Raw genomic sequence first — 18971 nt, 5'->3', positions numbered from 1 at the left:
AGTGCGGGTGTCGGACGCGGGGTCAGTCCGTTGTGAAGGTGTGGGTGGCGCCGAACGATCCAGTGACCTTGATGTCAACGATCAGCTGTGGGTGGGTGGCGATCACGGTGACGGAGGGGTCGGTGTGCAGGACGCGGTGTGTGGGCGCGTTGACGGTGACGCGGATGGTGTCCTGTGACTGTGTGGGGTCGGACACGGTATACGTGTGTCCGTGTGCGGTGCGGCCCCACATCATGATGGCGGGTTCGGAGACTCGGATCTGCTCGACGGCACCGGCTGTGAAGAACGACGCCGCGATCAACTTCCCATCCAGGTGCACCGCTTGGACCTGCGCGGAGTTGGCCAGGACGGTCCAGCGTCCGCAGGCCCGGCGGGTCTGGGCGGGCGAGGCGCCGGGCAGCACCGCGTACGCGTAGCTCGCGCCGCTGGGGTGGATCCCGTGGTCGAGGACGATCTTCTGGTAGCGGCGGGTGTACGGGTCCGTCGTGCCGTGGGTGTTGGCGCCGGTGTCGATGCCGAGCCAGCTGCCGGTGCGGTCTTCGCGGAGCAGGGTGACTGGTTGCCGGTCGGATCCGTCGAGCAGTACGTATCCGGCGGTGCCGTCCAGGTGCAGCCACCGTGCCCGGGGGAGAAGAGTGGTGTGGCCGGGTGGGGTGTGGTCGGGTCGGTTGTCGATGAGGAGTCGGGGGGTGCCGTGCTCGCCGAGGTTGCGGTTCTCGATCGTGGTGCGTACGTGGGCTCCGGTGGTGTCGGTGATGGCGGCGCCGAGGCAGATCACGGCGTCGGGGGTGAAGAACCAGGACTTCTTGGCGGTCAGGGTGCCGTCCTGGGAGGCGAAGTCGATTCCGTGGGCCCCGCGTTGGTCATCGAAGCGCACTCCGCCCGCGTACGAGGTCGTGGTGCGCGGCGGGTCGGCGAGGAGGGCGGGCGGGGTGGTGTCCTTCTCGGTGGTGCCCGGCAGCAAGGTGGCATCCACGGTGGGCCAGTAGGCGTCGCTGTAGTGGCCCTGCTGGTCGGGCAGGAAGGTGTAGAGGACGCCGTCGCCGGTGTACCAGCCGTGCAGGTTCATGCCGTTGATGGACTCGTACCGGCAGATCCGTGCCGAGCCGACCCCGAGCGAGGCCGACCATCCGTCGGTGGTGTGCACCATCCGGTCCATCTGCGGGAACACCCGGTGCACGGGGGTGGCAGTGTAGTGGCGCTGTGGCAGGGGTAGTTGCTCGGCGAACTCGACCTCCGGCACTCCGACCGGTTGCAGTCCGCCCGAGAACCGCACCAGGTCGGACACGTCGAGATACGGCGCCCAGGTGCCCTCGGCGATCCAGCGCGCGGCGAGCCCGGCCAACCGGGACCGGGTGGGCTCGTTGGCGGTTCTGGCGAGGAGCACTACGGCGGCGATGAACTGGTGCCCCGCGTCGTGCCCGGTCTCTCCCTGCCGCGACAGCATCCGGCCGCGCACCGGCTCCATCATCGATCCCGCGAACAGGAACGGCGCGTACACATCGGTGACGGTCTGGTCGAACAATGTCCGTACAGTCAGGGGTAGTTGAGACGATGTCCCGTCGGTTACGTATGTAAGTGCGGCGATGGCGCTGAGCAGGACCAGACCGTAGTGGCCCGGGTAGGGCACCACCTCGTGCTGGATGAAGGAGCCGTCGGTGCGGTAGCCGTCGCCCTCGGTCGACCGCTTGGTGAGGTCCGCCGCTCCGTTGCCCGCGGTGTCGGTCACGGCCGCGAGGCCGGCGGAGACGCGTGCGGCGTCGCCCGCGAGGGCGCCGGACACCACGGTGATGAGCGCCTTGTCGGCCCGGTTGGCCCCGGTCTCCACCACCCCCGCTGTCGTGGTGCGCCGGTTGGGGTCGGCGACGAAGCGCAGGACCGGACGCAGGACGCGTTCGCGGTCGGCGGCGGGTAGCTGGTCGCCGAGGGCGACGACGGTCTGCAGCAGCCAGTACGGCACGCCTATCTCGTAGGAGTACCAGTTGCCGAGCTCGGAGGTGTGCTCGTTGTACTGAGTGCGGTAGAGGGTGTTGAGCGCGGTCACGAGGCGCTCGGACATGCCGGGGCGGGTGGACAGCACGGATCCGGGCGTCGCCCAGTTAACGGCGATAGTCCTCAGCCGGTAGTACATGGTGGGGAAGTAGGTGCTGCCGGGGCCGGTCGGCAGGTCAGGCCAGAGCTGGTCGGCGGCTACATCCATGGCCGTGTCGTAGCCGAGCGCCACCTTGTCCAGGGCGGCCACGGCCTGGGTCCGCTTGGGGGAGACGCGGCCGTTGCCGATCTGGAGCTCGCGGTACGCGGCCACGATCTTGGCGTGGTCCGATGGAGCCGCCGGCACGGCGAGGGCGGACTCGCCGAATCGGAGGGAGACAGCGGCGGTCACGGCGGCGGTTGCTCCATACCGCAGTACGTCTCTGCGATCGAGTGACATCGCTCGTCCTCACGTCAGGTTCTGGGATGAATGAGAGTGATTCGTCCAGTTCATCTATTTGAACTTCACTCACATACGGGAACTGCATGAGCGGGGCTCAAGGTAGCCCCGGTGCGGAGAGCGAGTCAACGCTCGCGTCAATGGGTGATGTGTGTGTCGGGCCGGATTGCTGTCGATGCGGCGGTTCTGCGCCCTTGACGCCTTCGGGAGGGGCTCATAGATTCCAGCTCGTTCATATACATGCATGACGCCCATGGATGAGAATAGGGGTGGTCGGGTCATGACGGCACTGGGTATGCACCGCCGAAGGCTCACCCGGAGACAGAAAGGTGTTGGGTCCGGGCTCGTGGCCCTCGCGGCGGTGGGTGCGACGCTCCTGACCATGAGCCAGGCGATGGCATCGGTCGTCCCCGGTGGTCTGGTCGCGGATCAGTACGAGATCCCGAACGCGCCTGACGCGGGGCTGATGAAGATCGGGTTCCCGGTCACGGTGATCGACCGGCCGGACGCCGCGGGCTACTACTGGGCCCAGGAGTTCTCGTTCGAGGGCGGTCACGGCGGCTATATCGGCGTTGCCTCGAAGAACGGCGGCCAGGTGAAGTTCAGTGCGTTCGGTGAGGGGTTCACCACCGACAGCTCGCACTGCAGGGCCGGCGCGGACGGCGGCTCCGGAGTGAGCTGCAACATCTCCTACTCGATCGCCAAGAAGGTCGCCTACCGGCTGGAAATCGCCGAGATCGGAATGAACGCCTGGAGGGGCTCGATCGTCGACCCCCGTTCGGGAACCGTGACCGAGATCGGTCGCTGGTCCGCCCCCGACGGATCGGGCCTGCTCAAGTCGAAGGGAACGGGTTTCGTGGAGTACTACGCCTCGGTGTCCTCGTGTGAGTCCATCCCGTACGCCAAGATCTACTTTGGTGCGCCCTACACGTTGAAGAGTCGGGGTGGTAAGGGCAGCGTCACCGGGGCCTATGCCTACGGCCGGTGCAAGGGCGACGCCAAGGTCGACTATCGGCTGTCCGGCGACGGGGTGTACCTCGCCGCGGGTGGCTGAGGGTTCTGGAGCGTGGCTCGCAGGGACTCTGCCCGAAGGGCGATCTCCAGCTCGAACCGGATGTCCGGGTCGCGCAGCGCTGGTCCGAAGAGGTGGTCAAGCTGGCGCACCCGATAGCGCACGGTCTGTGGATGGACGTTGATGGCGCGGGCGACTTCGGGTGCGCTGCCCCCGTGCTGCAGCCATGCCAACAACGTCTCGGCCAGCCGGTCCCGTTGACGTACCGTCAGCTCCCGTAGAGGCGCCAGGCGGCGGGCCGACAGCGTGCCGATCAGCGCCTGGTCCTGGAGCAACAACAGGCTCGGCAGGTGGTCGGCGCAGTGCGGCACGGCGGTGCCGCTCGCGAATCCGCGCCGGGCCAGGGCGAGCAGGCGCCGTGCGGAGCGCAGTGAGACCGCCGAGTCGGCGAGCGGCATCGCAAGTCCGACCGCCGCCCGGTGTCCCGCGAGCGCTCGCTCGACCGCGGCCCGGGTACCGGGTCCGGGATCGGGGATCAGCCAGAACGGTTCCGGACCGTCGGAATTTCCAAGGGCGTCCGGCACGGGCGGACGCGGCGTTCCTCGTGCCGGTACCTTCCCGAGCGCGGGGCCGGTCAGAGCCACTGCCTGCACCACTCTCGGCAATGGCCAGCCCGCCGACCGTGCGAGCTCCGCCACCGCACGCGGCGACAGAGGCGTCTCCCCTGTCAGCGCTTCGACCAGACGCTGCCGCCTGCGCTCCGCCTCGCCCGCCGTGCGGGCCTGCTCCTCCAGATATCCCTGCACGGTGTAGCCGGTCAGCTCGTCGATGTAGACGAACAGTGCTTCCGCCAGTGCGTACATCTGGCTCGGTGGGATGCGTTCACGCCTGCCGGTATCGACGAACCGACGCCAGGCCAGGCGCGCGCCCAGGCGATACGCGGCGTGCAGACTGTCCAGGCCGCGCCCCTCCTTCATCTCCGCCCGACCCAGCTCGCGGCAGCCCTCGGCCACTGGGCCGACGGACGCGACGGAGTCCGGTGCTGCGACCCGTTCCACGAACTCCCGCAGGGCCAGTTCGACTCCGGAGACGATGCGTGGCCCGAGCGTGTCACCGGACCCGGGGGCATACTCCGGAATCGTCCCGCGTACGACCCGGACGATCTCGTCGCGGAGCGCGAGCAGCCCTGTGTTCATGAGGGGGACCAGCTCGGGGGAGAGCGAGGCCCAGGGCGATTCCTGCGGGTGGTCCATCAACGACCTTTCCTTCTCACCTTCACCGGACCGGCGCCGGCGGGGCTGTTCTCCGTGCACTGGGGACATGGAGCCCCTTCATGGCGGCGTCGTTCCGAACTTGTCGAGGGTGATGCACGGTGTTGCGGTGGGACATGCGGCGGTGACGGTGACCTCATGGGTGCCGCTGACAGGCGGCATCGGTACTTGGACGTCGCGCAGCGAGCCGTCGGCCGTGGTGAAGACGCGTACCGGTGGCCGGCCGGCGGAGCTGTCGACCTGGATGTCCAGCCAGGCGTCGCCGCCGACGGGCCCCGACAGCCGCGCGACGAGCGCGTGGCCGCCGTCGGGGCCGAAGTCGACGGCCTCGTAGCGGAGCAGAGCGGAGTCGCCGAGTACCCGGGCGTGCGGGCGGAGCGTGGTGAGCGGTTCGGTTCCGCGCTGGGAAGCGAACGCGTCCGCGTCGACGCCGGAATCGGCGGAAAGGGCGGGGCGTGCAGAGGGCTTCGGGGCGCTCGTCGGGCGGGCGGGTCCAGATGATGCGGCGGGCGGCGGCTGGGTGGACTCGCGGGCGTTGGTGAGTGCGGTGGCCGCGAATGCCGCCGAGGCCGAGAGAGACGAAGCCAGGACGCAGGTGATGACCACGCGCCTTGCCGTGCCTGGAGCGAGGACCGTCGGCATTCCGTTCCGTAAGCATGCGAAGGGTGCCGCGGGCCGGGCGGATCGGCGGTGGCTGGACTGCCGCAGGGCACGGCGCAGGGCGAGTTCCAGGAACGGCGGGTCGGCGAGCGGCATCACGGCAGTCTCCTTGGCCCGCCGGTATTCCTCCGCCGGCCACCACCCCAGCAGGCGGGGCGGCAGCTGAGTGGTCAGGCGGGCGTCGAGACGGGCCAGGTCCAGATAGATCTCGCGGCAGACCGGGCAGTTGGCGATGTGTTCGGCAGCAGGCCCGCTCAGAGGCTTCTCAGGGGCTGAGGCGATGGTCTCCGCGAAGGCCACGCAGTCCTCACGCTCCAGCCGTCGGAGGTAGAGCTCGGTGCGGGTCCGCCGTAGCGACCGCGCCGCCTCTTTGTGCCGGTCCTCCACGGACCGTGCGGGCAGACCGGTGATGCGGGACGTCGATGCGGCGTCTTCGCGTTCGATCAGCGAGTGCCACAGCAGGCACTGTGTGAGTGGAGTCAAGTGCTGGTAGGCGAGGGACAGTTGGCCGTCCTCGTCCAGGGGCCAGGGCGAGCCGGCGGTGACCCAGGACCGGAAAGTGGGCGCCAGGACCGTGTCGTCGCGCTGCGAAAGCCTCAGCGCCGCGTTGCGAACGGCTTCAAGAAGCTGAATGCGAAGGCAGCTGCCGTATACGCGTTCCGTTCTGGTCTGGCCGGAGAGGAGTCGCTGGAAGAGCTGGGCAAATGAATACGAGACCAGCTCATAGGCGTCGAGCGGGGAAGGCATACAGGTCATTGCGTACGCGTGCGCGGCCGTGTAGTGCCTGCGGTAGATGTGCCGGAATGCCTGTGGGCTGCCATTTCGGACGGCGTGCAACAGGGCAACATCGGAACGGTGACGCGTCGATGCGCTGAGTCCTGGCGGGGTGAGGGGCATGGAAGACACCTGCCGGTCGGGACGATTGCCGTGCGGTTCGAGTCGAGAGAAAGGATGCACCGGGCGGCCACGAGGTGCGTTCTTTTCTCCGATCGTGACAAAAAAGGTTCAGAGCGCCTCAAGTCCCTTGAGTACTGCACGGAGCAGGGGCACATCAGGGAGTTCAGCGCACGGCGCGGGGCGCAGGACCCGGATCAGTCCCGCTGAGCGGAGATCGTCGAGCAGAACGCGCAGGACTCCGAACGACAGACCCGAATCGGCGGTCAGCCGCGCGACGGTCATCCTCCTGGTGCTACAGCGGTGGAGGAGCTCGCTGTACTCGGGATCCGCGGCAGCAGTGCTCATCGGCCCGGGAGGGGGCCGGCGGACCGTGACGACGAGGCAGAGTGGATCTATCGGCGTCTGCCCGGTCGGTCGGGTGCGACCACGGGTGACGGCGTACGGCCGCACGAAACCGGTGCGCCTGCCTGCCGCGGGCGAACGGAACGTCCGTGCGTCCATCGTTACTCCCTGTTCATGTCACACCAGGCGGAAAACTTCGTGATCAGGCTAGGAAGGCGGACGGCACGGTTCGTAGTGCGAGAGACAACAAGCCGACACGGAATTTTGTCCGTTCATGCGTCAAAACAGACATCCGGAGTAGGGCATTCTCCCGGGATTTCCGAAATTTGTACGTGGCCGACAATCTGATTCCTGTCACCACGTCACTTCGTGAGTATCGCCTGGTGAGCGGTTGAAGGGCTGGATACGTTCGCGGTCGATGACGTCGCATCGATCCCATTCCACGACATCCATGTACGGAGAACCATGCCAAGCCCTGTTCCTCCTGCTGAATCAGTCATCGGAATCAGCCCATTCGAAGAGCCGGATGCCTCACTCGCGGCGGCGGTGTGCCGGGCGGGCGGCTTGGGCGTCCTGGATCTCGGGGTCGGAGGGCGACGGGCGCGCGAGGCCCTGGAGCAGATGCGCGGCTCTGGCCATGCGTTCGGGGTGCGCGTCGGGCCTAGCTGCCGGATGTCGCAAGGAGAGCTGACCGGCCCTGACGGGCGTGCCCCGGGCACGGTGATCCTCGCGGCCCGGCACGGCGACGAACCGGAGGAGCAGAGCGGAGCGGCGGACTGGAATCCGGCCGCCCTCACCCTCCTGTACCGCCTGCTCGTCGAAGTGACGGACCGGTCCCAGGCGCTGCGCGCGGTCGCCGCTGGTGCGCACGGCCTCATTGCCCGCGGGGCCGAGAGCGGTGGGGTCACCGGGGAATCCGGGAGCTTCGTGCTGCTCCAACAACTGCTCGCCGAGCCGGGCATCAGGATCCCGGTGTGGGCCTGCGGCGGAATCGGTCCCCGCACGGCCGCCGCGGCGGTCGCCGGTGGCGCGGCCGGTGTTGTGCTGGACTCCCAGCTCGCTCTGCTGGACGAGTCGGAAGCCTCCGAGGAAGCGGTTGCGGCGCTGCACACGATGGACGGCTCCGAGACGGAAGTCGTCGCCGGCCGACGGGTGTTGCGCCCCGGGCCGTCCCGTCCGCCGTCCGCTTCGCCCGTGTCCGCGGCGACGTCCGGGGACAGGCGGGACCTGCCGGTGGGCCAGGACGGGTTCCTCGCCCAGCGTTTCACCCAGCGCTGGCAGTCCGTCAGCCGTGCGGTGCGAGGCTTGCGCGCCGACATCGAGGATGCGGTGAAGGGCCTGCGGGAGGGCGGAGCCGTCGACTCACTACTGGGCCCCGGAACCCGAATGAGCAAGGCGCTGGGGACTCAACTCCCCGTCGTCCAGGGACCGATGACCCGCGTCAGCGACCAGCCGCGGTTCGCAGACGCCGTCGCGCGGGCCGGAGGGCTGCCGGTCGTCGCTCTGGCCCTGGCCGGTGCGGAGGCCGCGCACGACTTGCTGGGCCGCTCTGCGGCAGAACTGGGCTCGTCCCCGTGGGGAGTTGGACTACTCGGCTTCGCGCCGGACGAGGTGTGGAGCGCCCAGATGGAGGCCGTGCTGCGCACCCGGCCCACCCATGCAGTGATCGCCGGGGGCCGCCCCTCGCAGGCCAGAATGCTCGAAGAAGCGGGGATCCGCACCTTCCTCCACGTGCCCTCGCCCGGACTGCTCCGGCAGTTCCTGGAAGCCGGCGCACGCAGGTTCGTCTTCGAAGGAGCCGAGTGCGGCGGCCACATCGGGCCTCGGTACAGCTTCGCGCTGTGGGAGGCCCAAATCGCCGTTCTGGAGGACTTCCTGGTCGGCGGATCAGCCGGCGGCGGCGTGGAGGTCCTGTTCGCGGGCGGCGTCCACGACGCCCGGTCGGCCGCCATGGTGGCGGCGCTCGCCGCACCGCTGGCCGAACGGGGCGTGGCGATCGGCGTCCTCATGGGCACGGCTTATCTGTTCACGCACGAGGCGGTGGAGTGCGGAGCGGTCAAGGCCGGATTCCAGCACCAGGTGGTCGCGGCCGAGGAGACCGTCGTGCTGCGGACCGCGCCCGGTCACGCCACCCGTTGCCTTCCCAGCCCCTTCACGGCGGAATTCGGCGCGCGAAAGCAGGCGCTGCTGGACGACGGGCAACCGGAGACGGCGGTCTGGGAGGACCTGGAACGGCTCAACGTCGGGCGACTGCGGATCGCCAGCAAGGGCCTCGACCGGACGGACGGAAAGCTGATCCCGGTCGGCGAGGCCGACCAGTTTGCCCGTGGGCTGTTCATGGCCGGTCAGGTCGCCACCCTGCGAGCGGACACCACCACGATCGCCGACCTGCACACTTCGGTCACCACCGAAGCGGCAGCCTTCCTCACCGGACGACTGGCACAGCTCGCCGACCGGATGGAACCGCAGCCGGCAGCCGACGTGCCCGATCCCCTCGATGTCGCCGTCGTCGGCATGTCCTGCATGTTCCCCGAGGCTCCTGACCTGGCCACTTTCTGGTCGAACGTGGTAACGGGCGTCGACGCGATCACCGAAGTGCCCGCCGAGCGCTGGGACACCGAGGTCTACTACGCACGCGAGGCAGGCCCGGGCAAGGTCGTGTCCAAGTGGGGCGGATTCCTGCCCAGGATCCCTTTCGACGCCCTGCGGTACGGAATCCCGCCGACGGCGCTGAGCAGCATCGAACCGGTGCAACTGCTCGCCCTGGAGGCCGCACGCCGGGCCCTTCAGGACGCCGGGTACGCGGAGTCCGACGACGGCCGACCGGCGCGGCCGTGGGACCGGTCCCGTACGAGTGTGGTGTTCGGCGCGGAAGCAGGCAGCGACCTCTCGCACAACGCGGTGCTCTCCGCCCTGCTGCCCGGCTACTTCGACCGGGTGCCGAAGGCCTTGGCGGACCAGTTGCCCGCGCTGACCGAGGATTCGTTTCCCGGGATGCTCGCCAACGTCATCTCCGGGCGGATCGCCAACCGTCTCGACCTGGGTGGCTCCAACTTCACCGTGGACGCCGCTTGCGCCTCCTCGCTCGCCGCCTTGGACGTGGCCTGTCGGCAACTGGCGGCAGGGGCCGCCGATGTGGCCCTGTGCGGAGGCGCGGACCTGCACAACGGCATCAACGACTACCTGCTGTTCGGTTCGGTGCGCGCGCTGTCCCCCAGCGGCCGTTCCCGGCCCTTCGATGCCGCGGCGGACGGCATCGCGCTGGGGGAGGGGATCGGCTGTCTGGTGCTGAAGCGGCTGGCCGATGCCGAACGCGACGGTGACCGTGTCTACGCGGTGGTCGCCGGTATCGGCAGCGCCAGCGACGGGCGCGCCCAGGGGCTGACCGCTCCGCGTCCAGAAGGGCAGCGGTCCGCCCTAGAACGGGCCTACAGGGACGCCGGGGTGAGCCCTGCCGACGTGGGCCTGGTCGAGGCGCACGGAACCGGCACCGTGGTCGGCGACCGGACCGAACTGGCCACCCTGACAGCGGTGTTCGAGGAATCGGGGGCGGCACCTGGAAGCTGCACGCTGGGGTCGGTGAAGTCGCAGATCGGGCACACCAAGTGTGCGGCAGGCATAGCGGGTGTGATCAAGGCGGCGATGGCCCTGCGCACCGGCACCCTTCCACCGACCCTGCACGTGACCCGGCCCCATGACGCATGGCGGCCCGGTAGTCCGTTCGCCTTCCGCGACCGTGCCGGACCATGGCCGGCCCCGATGGCCGAACGGCTCGCCGGAGTCAGTGCCTTCGGGTTCGGCGGCACCAACTTCCACGTCGTGCTCCGAGGCCACGACAGCCCGCCGCCCACGCACGGCCGATGGTTCTGGCCGGCCGAACTCTTCCTCCTGCGGGGCGCCGACCGTACGGCCGCCGTGCAACAAGCCGCCGAACTCCTCAGCCTTGCGGAAAGCTGCACGGGCGCTCCGGCGCTGCCCGGCCATCGGCTGCGAGACCTGGCCCTGGTCGCCTCGCGCCGGGCCGAGCGACGGCGCCACACCGCGGTCCAGCACGCGATCGTGGCGCGCGACATCCCCCACCTCGCGAGCCTGTTGCGCCGGGTCGTCGACGGAAGAGGAGGCGAACCGTCCGCCGGGCTCCACGCCGCGGACGACACGGCGAGGGGGCAGGCGCAGAGCACAGTCGGCGGCCCTCCGGAGGTGGCGTTGCTCTTCCCCGGACAGGGAAGCCAACACCCTTACATGCTCGCCGAGTTGCTCACCACGTTTCCCTGGCTGCGGTCCCCCTTCGAAGGCGGAAGGGCCCTGCGAGGGGTGCTGTATCCCCCGATGGCCCTGGGCGGGGTGTCGGCAGCGGATCAGCTGGCCGCGGTGACCGACACCCGCGTCGCCCAGCCGGGCCTGGGCATCGTCGGACTCGCCGCCTTCGATCTCCTGGAGCGTGCCGGGGTGCGCCCCGCCATGGCGGGCGGGCACAGCTACGGCGAAGTGGTCGCCCTCTGCGCGGCCGGGGCCTTCGACTCGCGGGAGCTCGTCGCGCTCAGCGAGGCCCGTGCCGAGGCGGTGCTCGGAGCGCTCGGCGACGACCCCGGCACCATGGCCGCGGTGAGCGCCGCCGCTGCGGAGACGAACCGTGTGCTCGCCGGTACGGGGCTGACCGGGCGGGTCGTGACCGCCAACGACAACGCGCCCCGCCAGACGGTGATCTCGGGCCCCACCGAGGACGTGCACGCAGCGGTCCGGGCGCTGCGCGACGCGGGGCTCGGCGTCCAACTGCTCCCCGTGGCCTGCGCGTTCCACAGCCCGCTGATCGCAGACGCGGCCCCACAGTTTGCCGAGGTCCTCGCGGACCGCACATTCAGGGCGCCGGAATTCCCCGTGTGGGGCAACCGTAACGCCCGGCCCTACCCGGCCGACCCCGACGCCATCCGCGCCGAGTTGTCCCAACAGCTCGTTTCCCCAGTGCGGTTCGCAGATCAGATCGAGGCCATGTACGAGGCGGGAGCCCGGGTGTTCGTGGAGGCCGGACCCGGTTCCGTGCTGAGCCGGCTGGTGCCCGCGATACTCGGCGACCGCCCGCATCTGGCCGTACCGCTCGAAGGACGCGCGGGCGGACTGCTCGGATTCCTGGACACCTTGGCGCGGCTGGCCGTCGCGGGAGTGCCGGTGCGCACCGGCTGGCTCCACTCCGGCCGGGACGCTGTGGCCGCGGAGCATCCGCGCAGAAGTGGCCTGCCCGGCTGGACGGTCGACGGCCAGACGGTCCGTACCGCGACCGGAGATCCCCTGCCCGGTGCCGTCGCACCGGCCCGACGCATACAGGAGAGCGTGGTGTCCACCTCGACCCCTCAGGCTGGTCCACTGCCTGGTGACGATGCCGAGACCGGGCGCGATGCCCTGGTCGCGGAGTTCATCCGTACCAGCCGGGAACTGATCGCCGCCCAGCGCGACGTACTGCTCACCCATCTCGGCGGTGCGGACGCGGACGGCGAGTTGATCCGCCCGGACGCGCCGCCGCGTCCCGCCGAACCCGCACACCCTCTCGGCGGCCCGCGGCAGGACATCACCCCGTCGCATCATGAGGCCCCGGCGCCGGAAGGCCAGGACGCCGAACGACCCGGGATCGGCCCGTCGGCCCTGATGGCCATGATCGTCGGCGTCATCAGCGAACGCACCGGGTACCCGGCCGATCTGATCGAGCCGGAGCTCGACCTGGAGGCGGATCTGAGCATCGACTCGATCAAACGGACAGAGATCGTGGGCGAACTGGGGCGGCAGCTCGCTGCCCACCATCCCGGTCTCGCGATCGCCGAACTACCCGATGAGGACCTTCAGGAACTCGCCCGTGCCAGGACGGCGCAGGCGCTTACCTTGTGGCTGGCGGCCCGGCTCTTTCCGGCCGATGTGGACCGGCACCCCGGGAGCGAGGAGCCCCCGGATGTCGAAGACGCGGGACACGGTACGGCCGGTGCGCCGCCTCTCCATGGGGAGCCGGACACCGGCATGCCAGCGCTCGCACCTGTGCGGTTCCACGAGGAGCGGGTCCCGCTCAAGGGCGTCCTGCACGCTCCGGAAGCTGTGCGCGAGGCTCTGGATGGCAAGCGGTTCCTCCTGGTCGGCAACGACGCGGTGACCGGTCCGTTGGAGCAACGCCTCACCGCTCAGGGCGCCTTGGTCGTGACCCTGCCGGACAGCCACGCGATCGGGCAGATCCACGGTCTGGTCCACGGCGTCGTTCTGCTCGACACCTGGGAACCGTCGGGCCCGCCCGTGCTGCCCGGCTCGGCCGAGGCGCTCCAGCGCATCCTGGCCCTCGACCCGCGCCTGTTGCTGGCGGTTCGGCCCCGGTGGGGAGGGGACATCCCGGAGGAATCCGCCGCGCGCACCGACGGGCTGCGCGGACTGTTCCGTACGATCGCCCGGGAACATCCCGAGACCGTGACCCGGCTCGCCGAGCTCGACGCCGCCACGTCGCCGGGCACCATGGCCGACCTGCTGTTCGGCGAGCTCCTTTCGACCGATGACGAGCCGGTCGTGGCGCGAGGTGCCGCCGGCCGGTACGGGTTCCGACTGCTGGAAGCCCCGCTGGAGGCGGCCGGAGCCGAAGGGGAGGGCGACGCAGAGGCGGCGGCCGCCGCCCTGGGGCTCGGTCCGGACTCGGTGGTCCTCCTGGTGGGCGGAGGGCGAGGGATCACTGCCACGGTCGCCACGACGCTTGCCTCGGCGGCTCGTTGCCGACTGGAAATCTTGGGCAGGACACCGTTGCCGGACCGACCGGAGAGTCCGGAGATCGCCGCGTCCGCCGACCGCCCCGCCCTGCGCACGGCACTGGCGGCGCAGGGCATGCCGGTCGGCGAGATCGACGCGGCCGTCGGCCGCATCCTGGCTCAGCGCGAAGTCGCCGCCACCATAAGGGAGTTGACGGACGCCGGAGCGTCGGTCCGCTACCAGGTCGTGGACGTGGGCGACGCCCGAGCCGTACGGATGGCGGTACAGGTGATCCACGCCGAGTACGGCCGCCTCGACGGAGTGATCCATGCGGCGGGCGTCATCGAGGACCGTCTCTTCGCGGACAAGGAACCCGCATCCTTCCACCGTGTGTACAACAGCAAGGCGGTCGGTGCGCGCAACGTGCTCACGGCCGTGGCCGAGCTGCCCGACCCGCCGCGCTTCACGGTGCTGTTCGGCAGCATCGCCGCCGTTCTGGGCAATCGCGGCCAGGCCGATTACGCGGCGGGCAACGACGCGATGGAGTCCCTGGCCGCGCGCTGGGCCCGGCGCACCGGACACAGGGCCCTCACTGTTCACTGGGGCCCTTGGGCGCCGTCTCCGGACCACCCCGGCATGGTCTCCGAGGAACTCGGCCGCGCCTACGTTCAGCGAGGTGTGCGGCTGATCGAACCCGGGGCCGGCGCACTGGCGCTACTGCGCGAGCTGGCCTGGGGCGAGAAGTCCTCGCGCAGTGTGGTCTACACGGTGTCGGGCTGGTGAGGGGCACGATGGCGACGAGCCCTGCGACGGCGGTGATCGGCATGGCGGTGCTGCTTCCCGGTGCCCCCGATCTGGCTGCCTACTGGCGCAACCTGATACACGGAGTGGACGCGATCACCGACATGCCCGAGCGGCGCTGGGGCGCGTCCGGCGGGCGCCCGCCCGGTCCCGCGGGTGTCCGGCGTGGCGGGTTCGTCGACGGCCTGGCCACCGTGGACACGGCCCGCTTCGGGATCATGCCCAGCTCGGTGGCGGGAACCGAACCCGACCAGCTGATCGCCCTGCAGGTCGCTGCCGACGCGATCGCGGACGCGGGCGGTGCGGAACGCCTGCCCGACCGGAACCGGGTCGGTGTGGTCCTCGGCAGGGGCGGCTACCTCACCCCGGGCCTTGCCCGCCTAGACCAGCGCGTGCGTACCGTGGGGCAGGTCGTGCTGACCGTACGAGAACTGCTGCCGCAGCTCGATACCATGCAACTCGCCTTACTGCGACACAAGTTGGAAGGCCGACTGGAACCAGACCGGCCCGAGGCCGCGATCGGTCTTGTGCCCAACCTCGCCGCCTCCCGCGTCGCCAACCGTCTCGACCTCCGCGGTCCTGCCTACACGGTGGACGCCGCCTGCGCGTCCTCACTCGTCGCGCTGCGGCATGCAGTGGACGACCTGGCCACCGGACGCTGCGATGTCATGCTCGCCGGGGGCGTGCACCACTGCCACGACGTCACGCTGTGGAGCGTGTTCGACCGCCTGGGCGCGCTGTCGGCGACCCACCGCATCCGTCCCTTCCACCGGTCGGCCGACGGCATCCTCATCGGCGAGGGCACCGCCGTGGTGGTCCTCAAGCGGCTGGCCGACGCGGTGCGGGAAGGCGACCGCGTCTACGCGGTGATCCGCGGGGTGGGCATCGCCAGCGACGGACGAGCGGCCGCACTGGCGAGCCCCGACTCCCAGGGGCAGGCCAGAGCCGTACGCGCCGCCTGGCGAGCTGCCGGGCTCGACCCTTCCAAGGCTCATTCGGTCGGGCTCCTTGAGGCGCACGGTACAGCCACCCCGGCAGGAGACTCGGCCGAACTCGCTACCTTGGCCGAGGTGTTCGGGCCCGCCCACGCGGGAGCGCGGCCGGTCCTGGGCTCCGTGAAGTCGATGATCGGGCACACCATGCCGACCGCGGGCATGGCAGGTCTGGTGAAGGCCGCACTCGCCGTCCACCACGGAGTGCTGCCGCCGACCCTGCACTGCGAGGATCCCCATCCCGCTGTGGAAGCCACCCGGTTCCGCACCATCGGCGCCGCCGAACCGTGGCCGGCCGAGGGTGCGACCCCGCGCCGGGCCGCGGTCAACGCCTTCGGGTTCGGCGGCATCAACGCCCATGTCGTGCTGGAACAGGCACCGGAGCCGGAAGCCGCCCCGCGCGCGCCGTCGGCACGCCTAACGACGGCGACTGAGATCCGGGAGCCCGAACGGGTTCTGAGGCTCGCCAACCCCACCCTCGAAGGGCTCGCCGCGACCCTCGATGCCACCGACCCGAAGGTGCACGACCTCGGCGAAGAGCGCACGACGGAGCCCGCCGCAGCCTTCCGCATCGCCGTGGCAGGGCCCACCCCGCAGCGTCTGGAAGTGGCCCGGCGAGCCGTCTCCCTGGGCAGGCCGTGGCGGGGCCGCAACGACATCTGGTTCACCCCCGCACCACTGCTCGGCACGAGAGGCGGAAAGGTGGCCTTCCTCTTTCCCGGTCTGGAGGGCCACTTCGCGCCGCGTATCCAGGACGTCGCGGACCACTTTGGTCTTGGCCTGCCTGACCTTGATCGTGGGAGTGCGAGGCGGTCGGCTGCGGTGGGAGACATCGGCCGGCACAGTCTTGAGGTGGTGGCCGTGGGACGCACGCTCGACTCGGTCCTGCGCCGGATGCGGATCACGCCGGACGCTCTCGCCGGGCACAGCGTCGGAGAGTGGACGGCGATGATCGCAGCGGGCTGCTTCGAGGAATCCGCCGTGGACGATTTCCTGCATGGATTCGAGGCCGAGTATCTGCGGGTCCCGGGGGTCGTGTTCGCCGCCCTGGGCGCGGATGTCGATACCGTCACGCGGATGCTGCAGCAGGCCGGTGGGGATCACGGCATGGTGCTCTCGCACGACAACGCTCCCCACCAGACGGTCGTCTGTGGGGAGCGGCAGGCGATCGAGGCACTGGTGCGGACAACCCGTACCACGGGGATCGTGGCGCAGATCCTGCCGTTCCAGTCGGGGTTCCACACACCGATGCTCGCCCCCTACTTGACGTCCGTGAGGCAATCGCTGGCACGCTTCGAACTGCGCCCGCCCTCCGTGCCGTTGTGGTCGGCGACCACGGTCGCGCCCTACCCGCGCCGCGCGGATGAGATCCGGGCCCTGTTCCTCCGGCACCTCGTCGAACCCGTACGCTTCCGTCCGATGATCCGCGCACTGCACGATGCGGGGGCCCGCGCGTTCATCCAGATGGGCCCCGGGCGGCTCGCCTCGCTCGTGGGCGACACGCTCGACGGGCTCGATCACCTCGCCCTCGCCGCCAACTCCGCGCACCGGCCGGGCCTCGCACAGCTCAGACGGGTCGCAGCGGCCCTGTGGGTGGACGGGGCGGAACCGGACGCGGGCAGTCTGCTCGCTTCCGGCGGTCGGGCGGGCGGAGGCGACACCACGGGGCGCACGCCGTTGGACCTGGCCACCCCGCTGATACGGCTTCCCTCCGCGGCCTTGACGGAGCTGCGGCCCCATGCCCAGGCGGCGCTCGGTCCTTCTTCCCGGCCGATGGGCGGTACCCCCTCGGGGACGCGGGCGGACCGGGAACTGGAGGCCCTGCTGGGGGAGACGGAGCAAGCGGCGGTCGCCGTGCGTGCGGCAGCCGCACGAGCCGCCACTCCAGTTGAGGAAGCCCCGTTCAAGAGCGTGCTGCCCGTCTCCACCGAGCGGATGCCCTATCTCCTGGACCACTGCTTCTTCCGCCAGCGTGCCGACTGGCCGGACCAGTCCGACCGCTGGCCCGTCGTCCCGGCCACGACAATCATCGAGCACATGGCGGACGCCGCCCGGCGTGCCTCTCCCGGGCGTCGGGTCACGGCCCTGCACGACCTGCGCTTCGAGCAGTGGGCCGCCGCGGCGACCCCCGTCGACGTCCCGATCACAGCGCAGTGCACGGGGCCTGGCCGGTTGGCGGTCACTTTCGGCCCGTATGCGCGAGGAGTGGTCCAACTCGCCCACAATTACCTGCAGTTGCCACCTCCGTGGGCGGCCGACCGGCCCACCGGGCAGCCGCCGGGCATCGTCGCCGCCGACCTGTACCGGCAGCGCTGGATGTTCCACGGGCCCGCGTTCCAGGGCATCACCAGGCTCATATCGGTCGACGACACCCACGTACGCGGCGAGATCACGGCCCGGACGGCGCCGGGCTCGCTCCTCGACAACGTCGGCCAGCTGCTCGGCTGCTGGATCATGAGCAGGCATGCCGACCGCACCGTCGTCTTCCCGGTCGGGATCCGGGAACTGCGCTTCTACGGTCCCCAGCCGCCGCCCGGCACCCGCGTCGAGTGCGCGGCCCGCATCACCTCCCTCACCCCGTCGACACTGGAGGCGGATGTGCAGCTCACGGTGGGGGGACAGGTCTGGGCGGAGATCTCGGGCTGGCAGGACCGGCGGTTCGACAGCCACCGGGACATGACCCCGGCCACCCGGTTCCCGGAACGGCACACGCTGTCCCAGGTCATGCCGGGGGACTGGGTGGTGCTGCACGAACGATGGCCGGGCCCCGCGTCACGGGAGTTGGTGATGCGCGGACATCTCGGAGCGGCGGAGCGCATCCGCTACGAACGGCAGCCCGTGCGTGGACGTCGCGCGTGGCTACTGGGGCGCGTCGCGGCCAAGGACGCCGTCCGGCAATGGCTCTGGGCCCGTGGGGAGGGCCCCGTCTTTCCCGCCGAGGTCGAGGTCGGAAACGAGCCGTCGGGGCGACCGTACGTGCGCGGCGTACACGGCCGTACCCTGCCCGCCCTCGACGTCTCGCTGGCACACACCGACGGCGCCGCCGTGGCCCTGGTAAGGCCGGCTTCCGAGGGCTCCGCGTCACAAAGCGGTGCGGGGATCGACATCGAGACGGTCGGCATCCGGTCCGAGCACATGAAGACCGTGGCGCTGGGCGAGGCGGAGCGGAAGTTGCTGGCGGCCTGCTGTACCGACGGGGACACCGAGGACCTGTGGTTCACGCGCTTCTGGGCGGCGAAGGAAGCCGTGGCGAAAGCCGAGGGGACCGGCCTGCAAGGACGACCCGCAGCCTTCCCGGTGGTGCACGCGCGCAGGGACGCGCTCCTGCTCACCGCACCGGGCTCCGGCCCGGACCGGCTGCACCACGTCCGGTTCACCACGCTCGACACCCCGTCGGACCTTCCCGCGCGCACCCACGTCGTGGCGTGGACGACCGGCCTGGTCGACAACGACCGCTGATCCCACGAACAGGGGCGAGGCGCCCCCACAAACAATCCGACACAGAAGGAGAGCGCAACAGATGGACGGCAGCGGGCGAGAACCGACCAGCGGTGCACGGAAGAACAACGACATGGAGGTGGTCCTCGGCGAACTCGCCGTGATGATGGCCGACATCCTGCAAGAAGACGGTCCGGAGGGCCTCGGCATAGCCCTGGACACGCGCTTCTTCGAGGACCTTGAGGTGGAGAGCATCGATCTGGTCGCCCTGGCGGCAGCTCTCCAGGAGCGCTGGGGGAGCGAGGTCAATTTCGCCGAGTTCATCGCAGCCATGGACCTCGACACGATACTCGGCCTGACCGCGGGCCAGTTGGTGACCTACATCGTCAGCCGCACCGACGTAACGGCAGGACACTGAC

At 70.2% G+C, this 18971-nt stretch carries 8 protein-coding genes; 4 read left to right on the top strand and 4 right to left on the bottom strand.

Translation table 11 applies throughout. The annotated features are described in order from the left end of the window. Positions 1–22: 22 nt before the first annotated feature. Entirely contained in the window at positions 23–2383 is a 2361-nt protein-coding gene (locus ACSHXC_RS08550; protein ID WP_438290995.1) for a polysaccharide lyase 8 family protein, read from the bottom strand. Positions 2384–2813: 430 nt separating this feature from the next. On the opposite strand from ACSHXC_RS08550, the gene ACSHXC_RS08545 reads away from it, so the two are divergent. Further along, positions 2814–3485, top strand: a complete 672-nt coding sequence (locus ACSHXC_RS08545) for a hypothetical protein (RefSeq protein ID WP_438290994.1) — start codon at positions 2814–2816, stop codon at positions 3483–3485. Here the strand turns inward: ACSHXC_RS08545 and ACSHXC_RS08540 are convergent. The 3 genes from ACSHXC_RS08540 to ACSHXC_RS08530 all read right to left on the bottom strand — a co-directional run bounded on the left by ACSHXC_RS08540 (position 3440) and on the right by ACSHXC_RS08530 (position 6772). Further along, entirely contained in the window at positions 3440–4696 is a 1257-nt protein-coding gene (locus tag ACSHXC_RS08540; RefSeq protein WP_438290993.1) for a helix-turn-helix domain-containing protein, read from the bottom strand. The genes ACSHXC_RS08545 and ACSHXC_RS08540 overlap by 46 nt on opposite strands. A gap of 78 nt (positions 4697–4774) precedes the next feature. Further along, entirely contained in the window at positions 4775–6121 is a 1347-nt protein-coding gene (locus ACSHXC_RS08535) for a hypothetical protein (RefSeq protein WP_438290992.1), read from the bottom strand. A 258-nt stretch (positions 6122–6379) separates the two neighbouring features. Further along, positions 6380–6772 carry a DUF742 domain-containing protein gene (locus tag ACSHXC_RS08530; RefSeq protein ID WP_438290991.1) on the bottom strand — a complete coding sequence of 131 codons (393 nt, stop codon included), beginning with the start codon at positions 6770–6772 and terminating at the stop codon, positions 6380–6382. A 513-nt stretch (positions 6773–7285) separates the two neighbouring features. Between ACSHXC_RS08530 and ACSHXC_RS08525 the strand changes: the two genes are divergently transcribed. The 3 genes from ACSHXC_RS08525 (at position 7286) to ACSHXC_RS08515 (ending at position 18970) form a co-directional block, all read left to right on the top strand. Next, positions 7286–14104: an SDR family oxidoreductase gene (locus ACSHXC_RS08525; RefSeq protein ID WP_438290990.1), complete on the top strand. Its 6819-nt coding sequence runs from the start codon at positions 7286–7288 to the stop codon at positions 14102–14104. Positions 14105–14112: 8 nt separating this feature from the next. Continuing rightward, the gene (locus ACSHXC_RS08520) at positions 14113–18573 is read left to right on the top strand and encodes a beta-ketoacyl synthase N-terminal-like domain-containing protein (RefSeq protein WP_438290989.1); all 4461 of its coding nucleotides are present in this window, start codon (positions 14113–14115) and stop codon (positions 18571–18573) included. A gap of 61 nt (positions 18574–18634) precedes the next feature. Next, positions 18635–18970: an acyl carrier protein gene (locus ACSHXC_RS08515; RefSeq protein WP_438290988.1), complete on the top strand. Its 336-nt coding sequence runs from the start codon at positions 18635–18637 to the stop codon at positions 18968–18970. Position 18971 lies beyond the last annotated feature (1 nt).

Source organism: Streptomyces sp. HUAS TT7 (assembly GCF_051550175.1).
Lineage (GTDB): Bacteria > Actinomycetota > Actinomycetes > Streptomycetales > Streptomycetaceae > Streptomyces.
The sequence above is the reverse complement of the archived record's forward strand: the minus strand, read 5'-3'. Positions and strand labels throughout refer to the sequence as shown.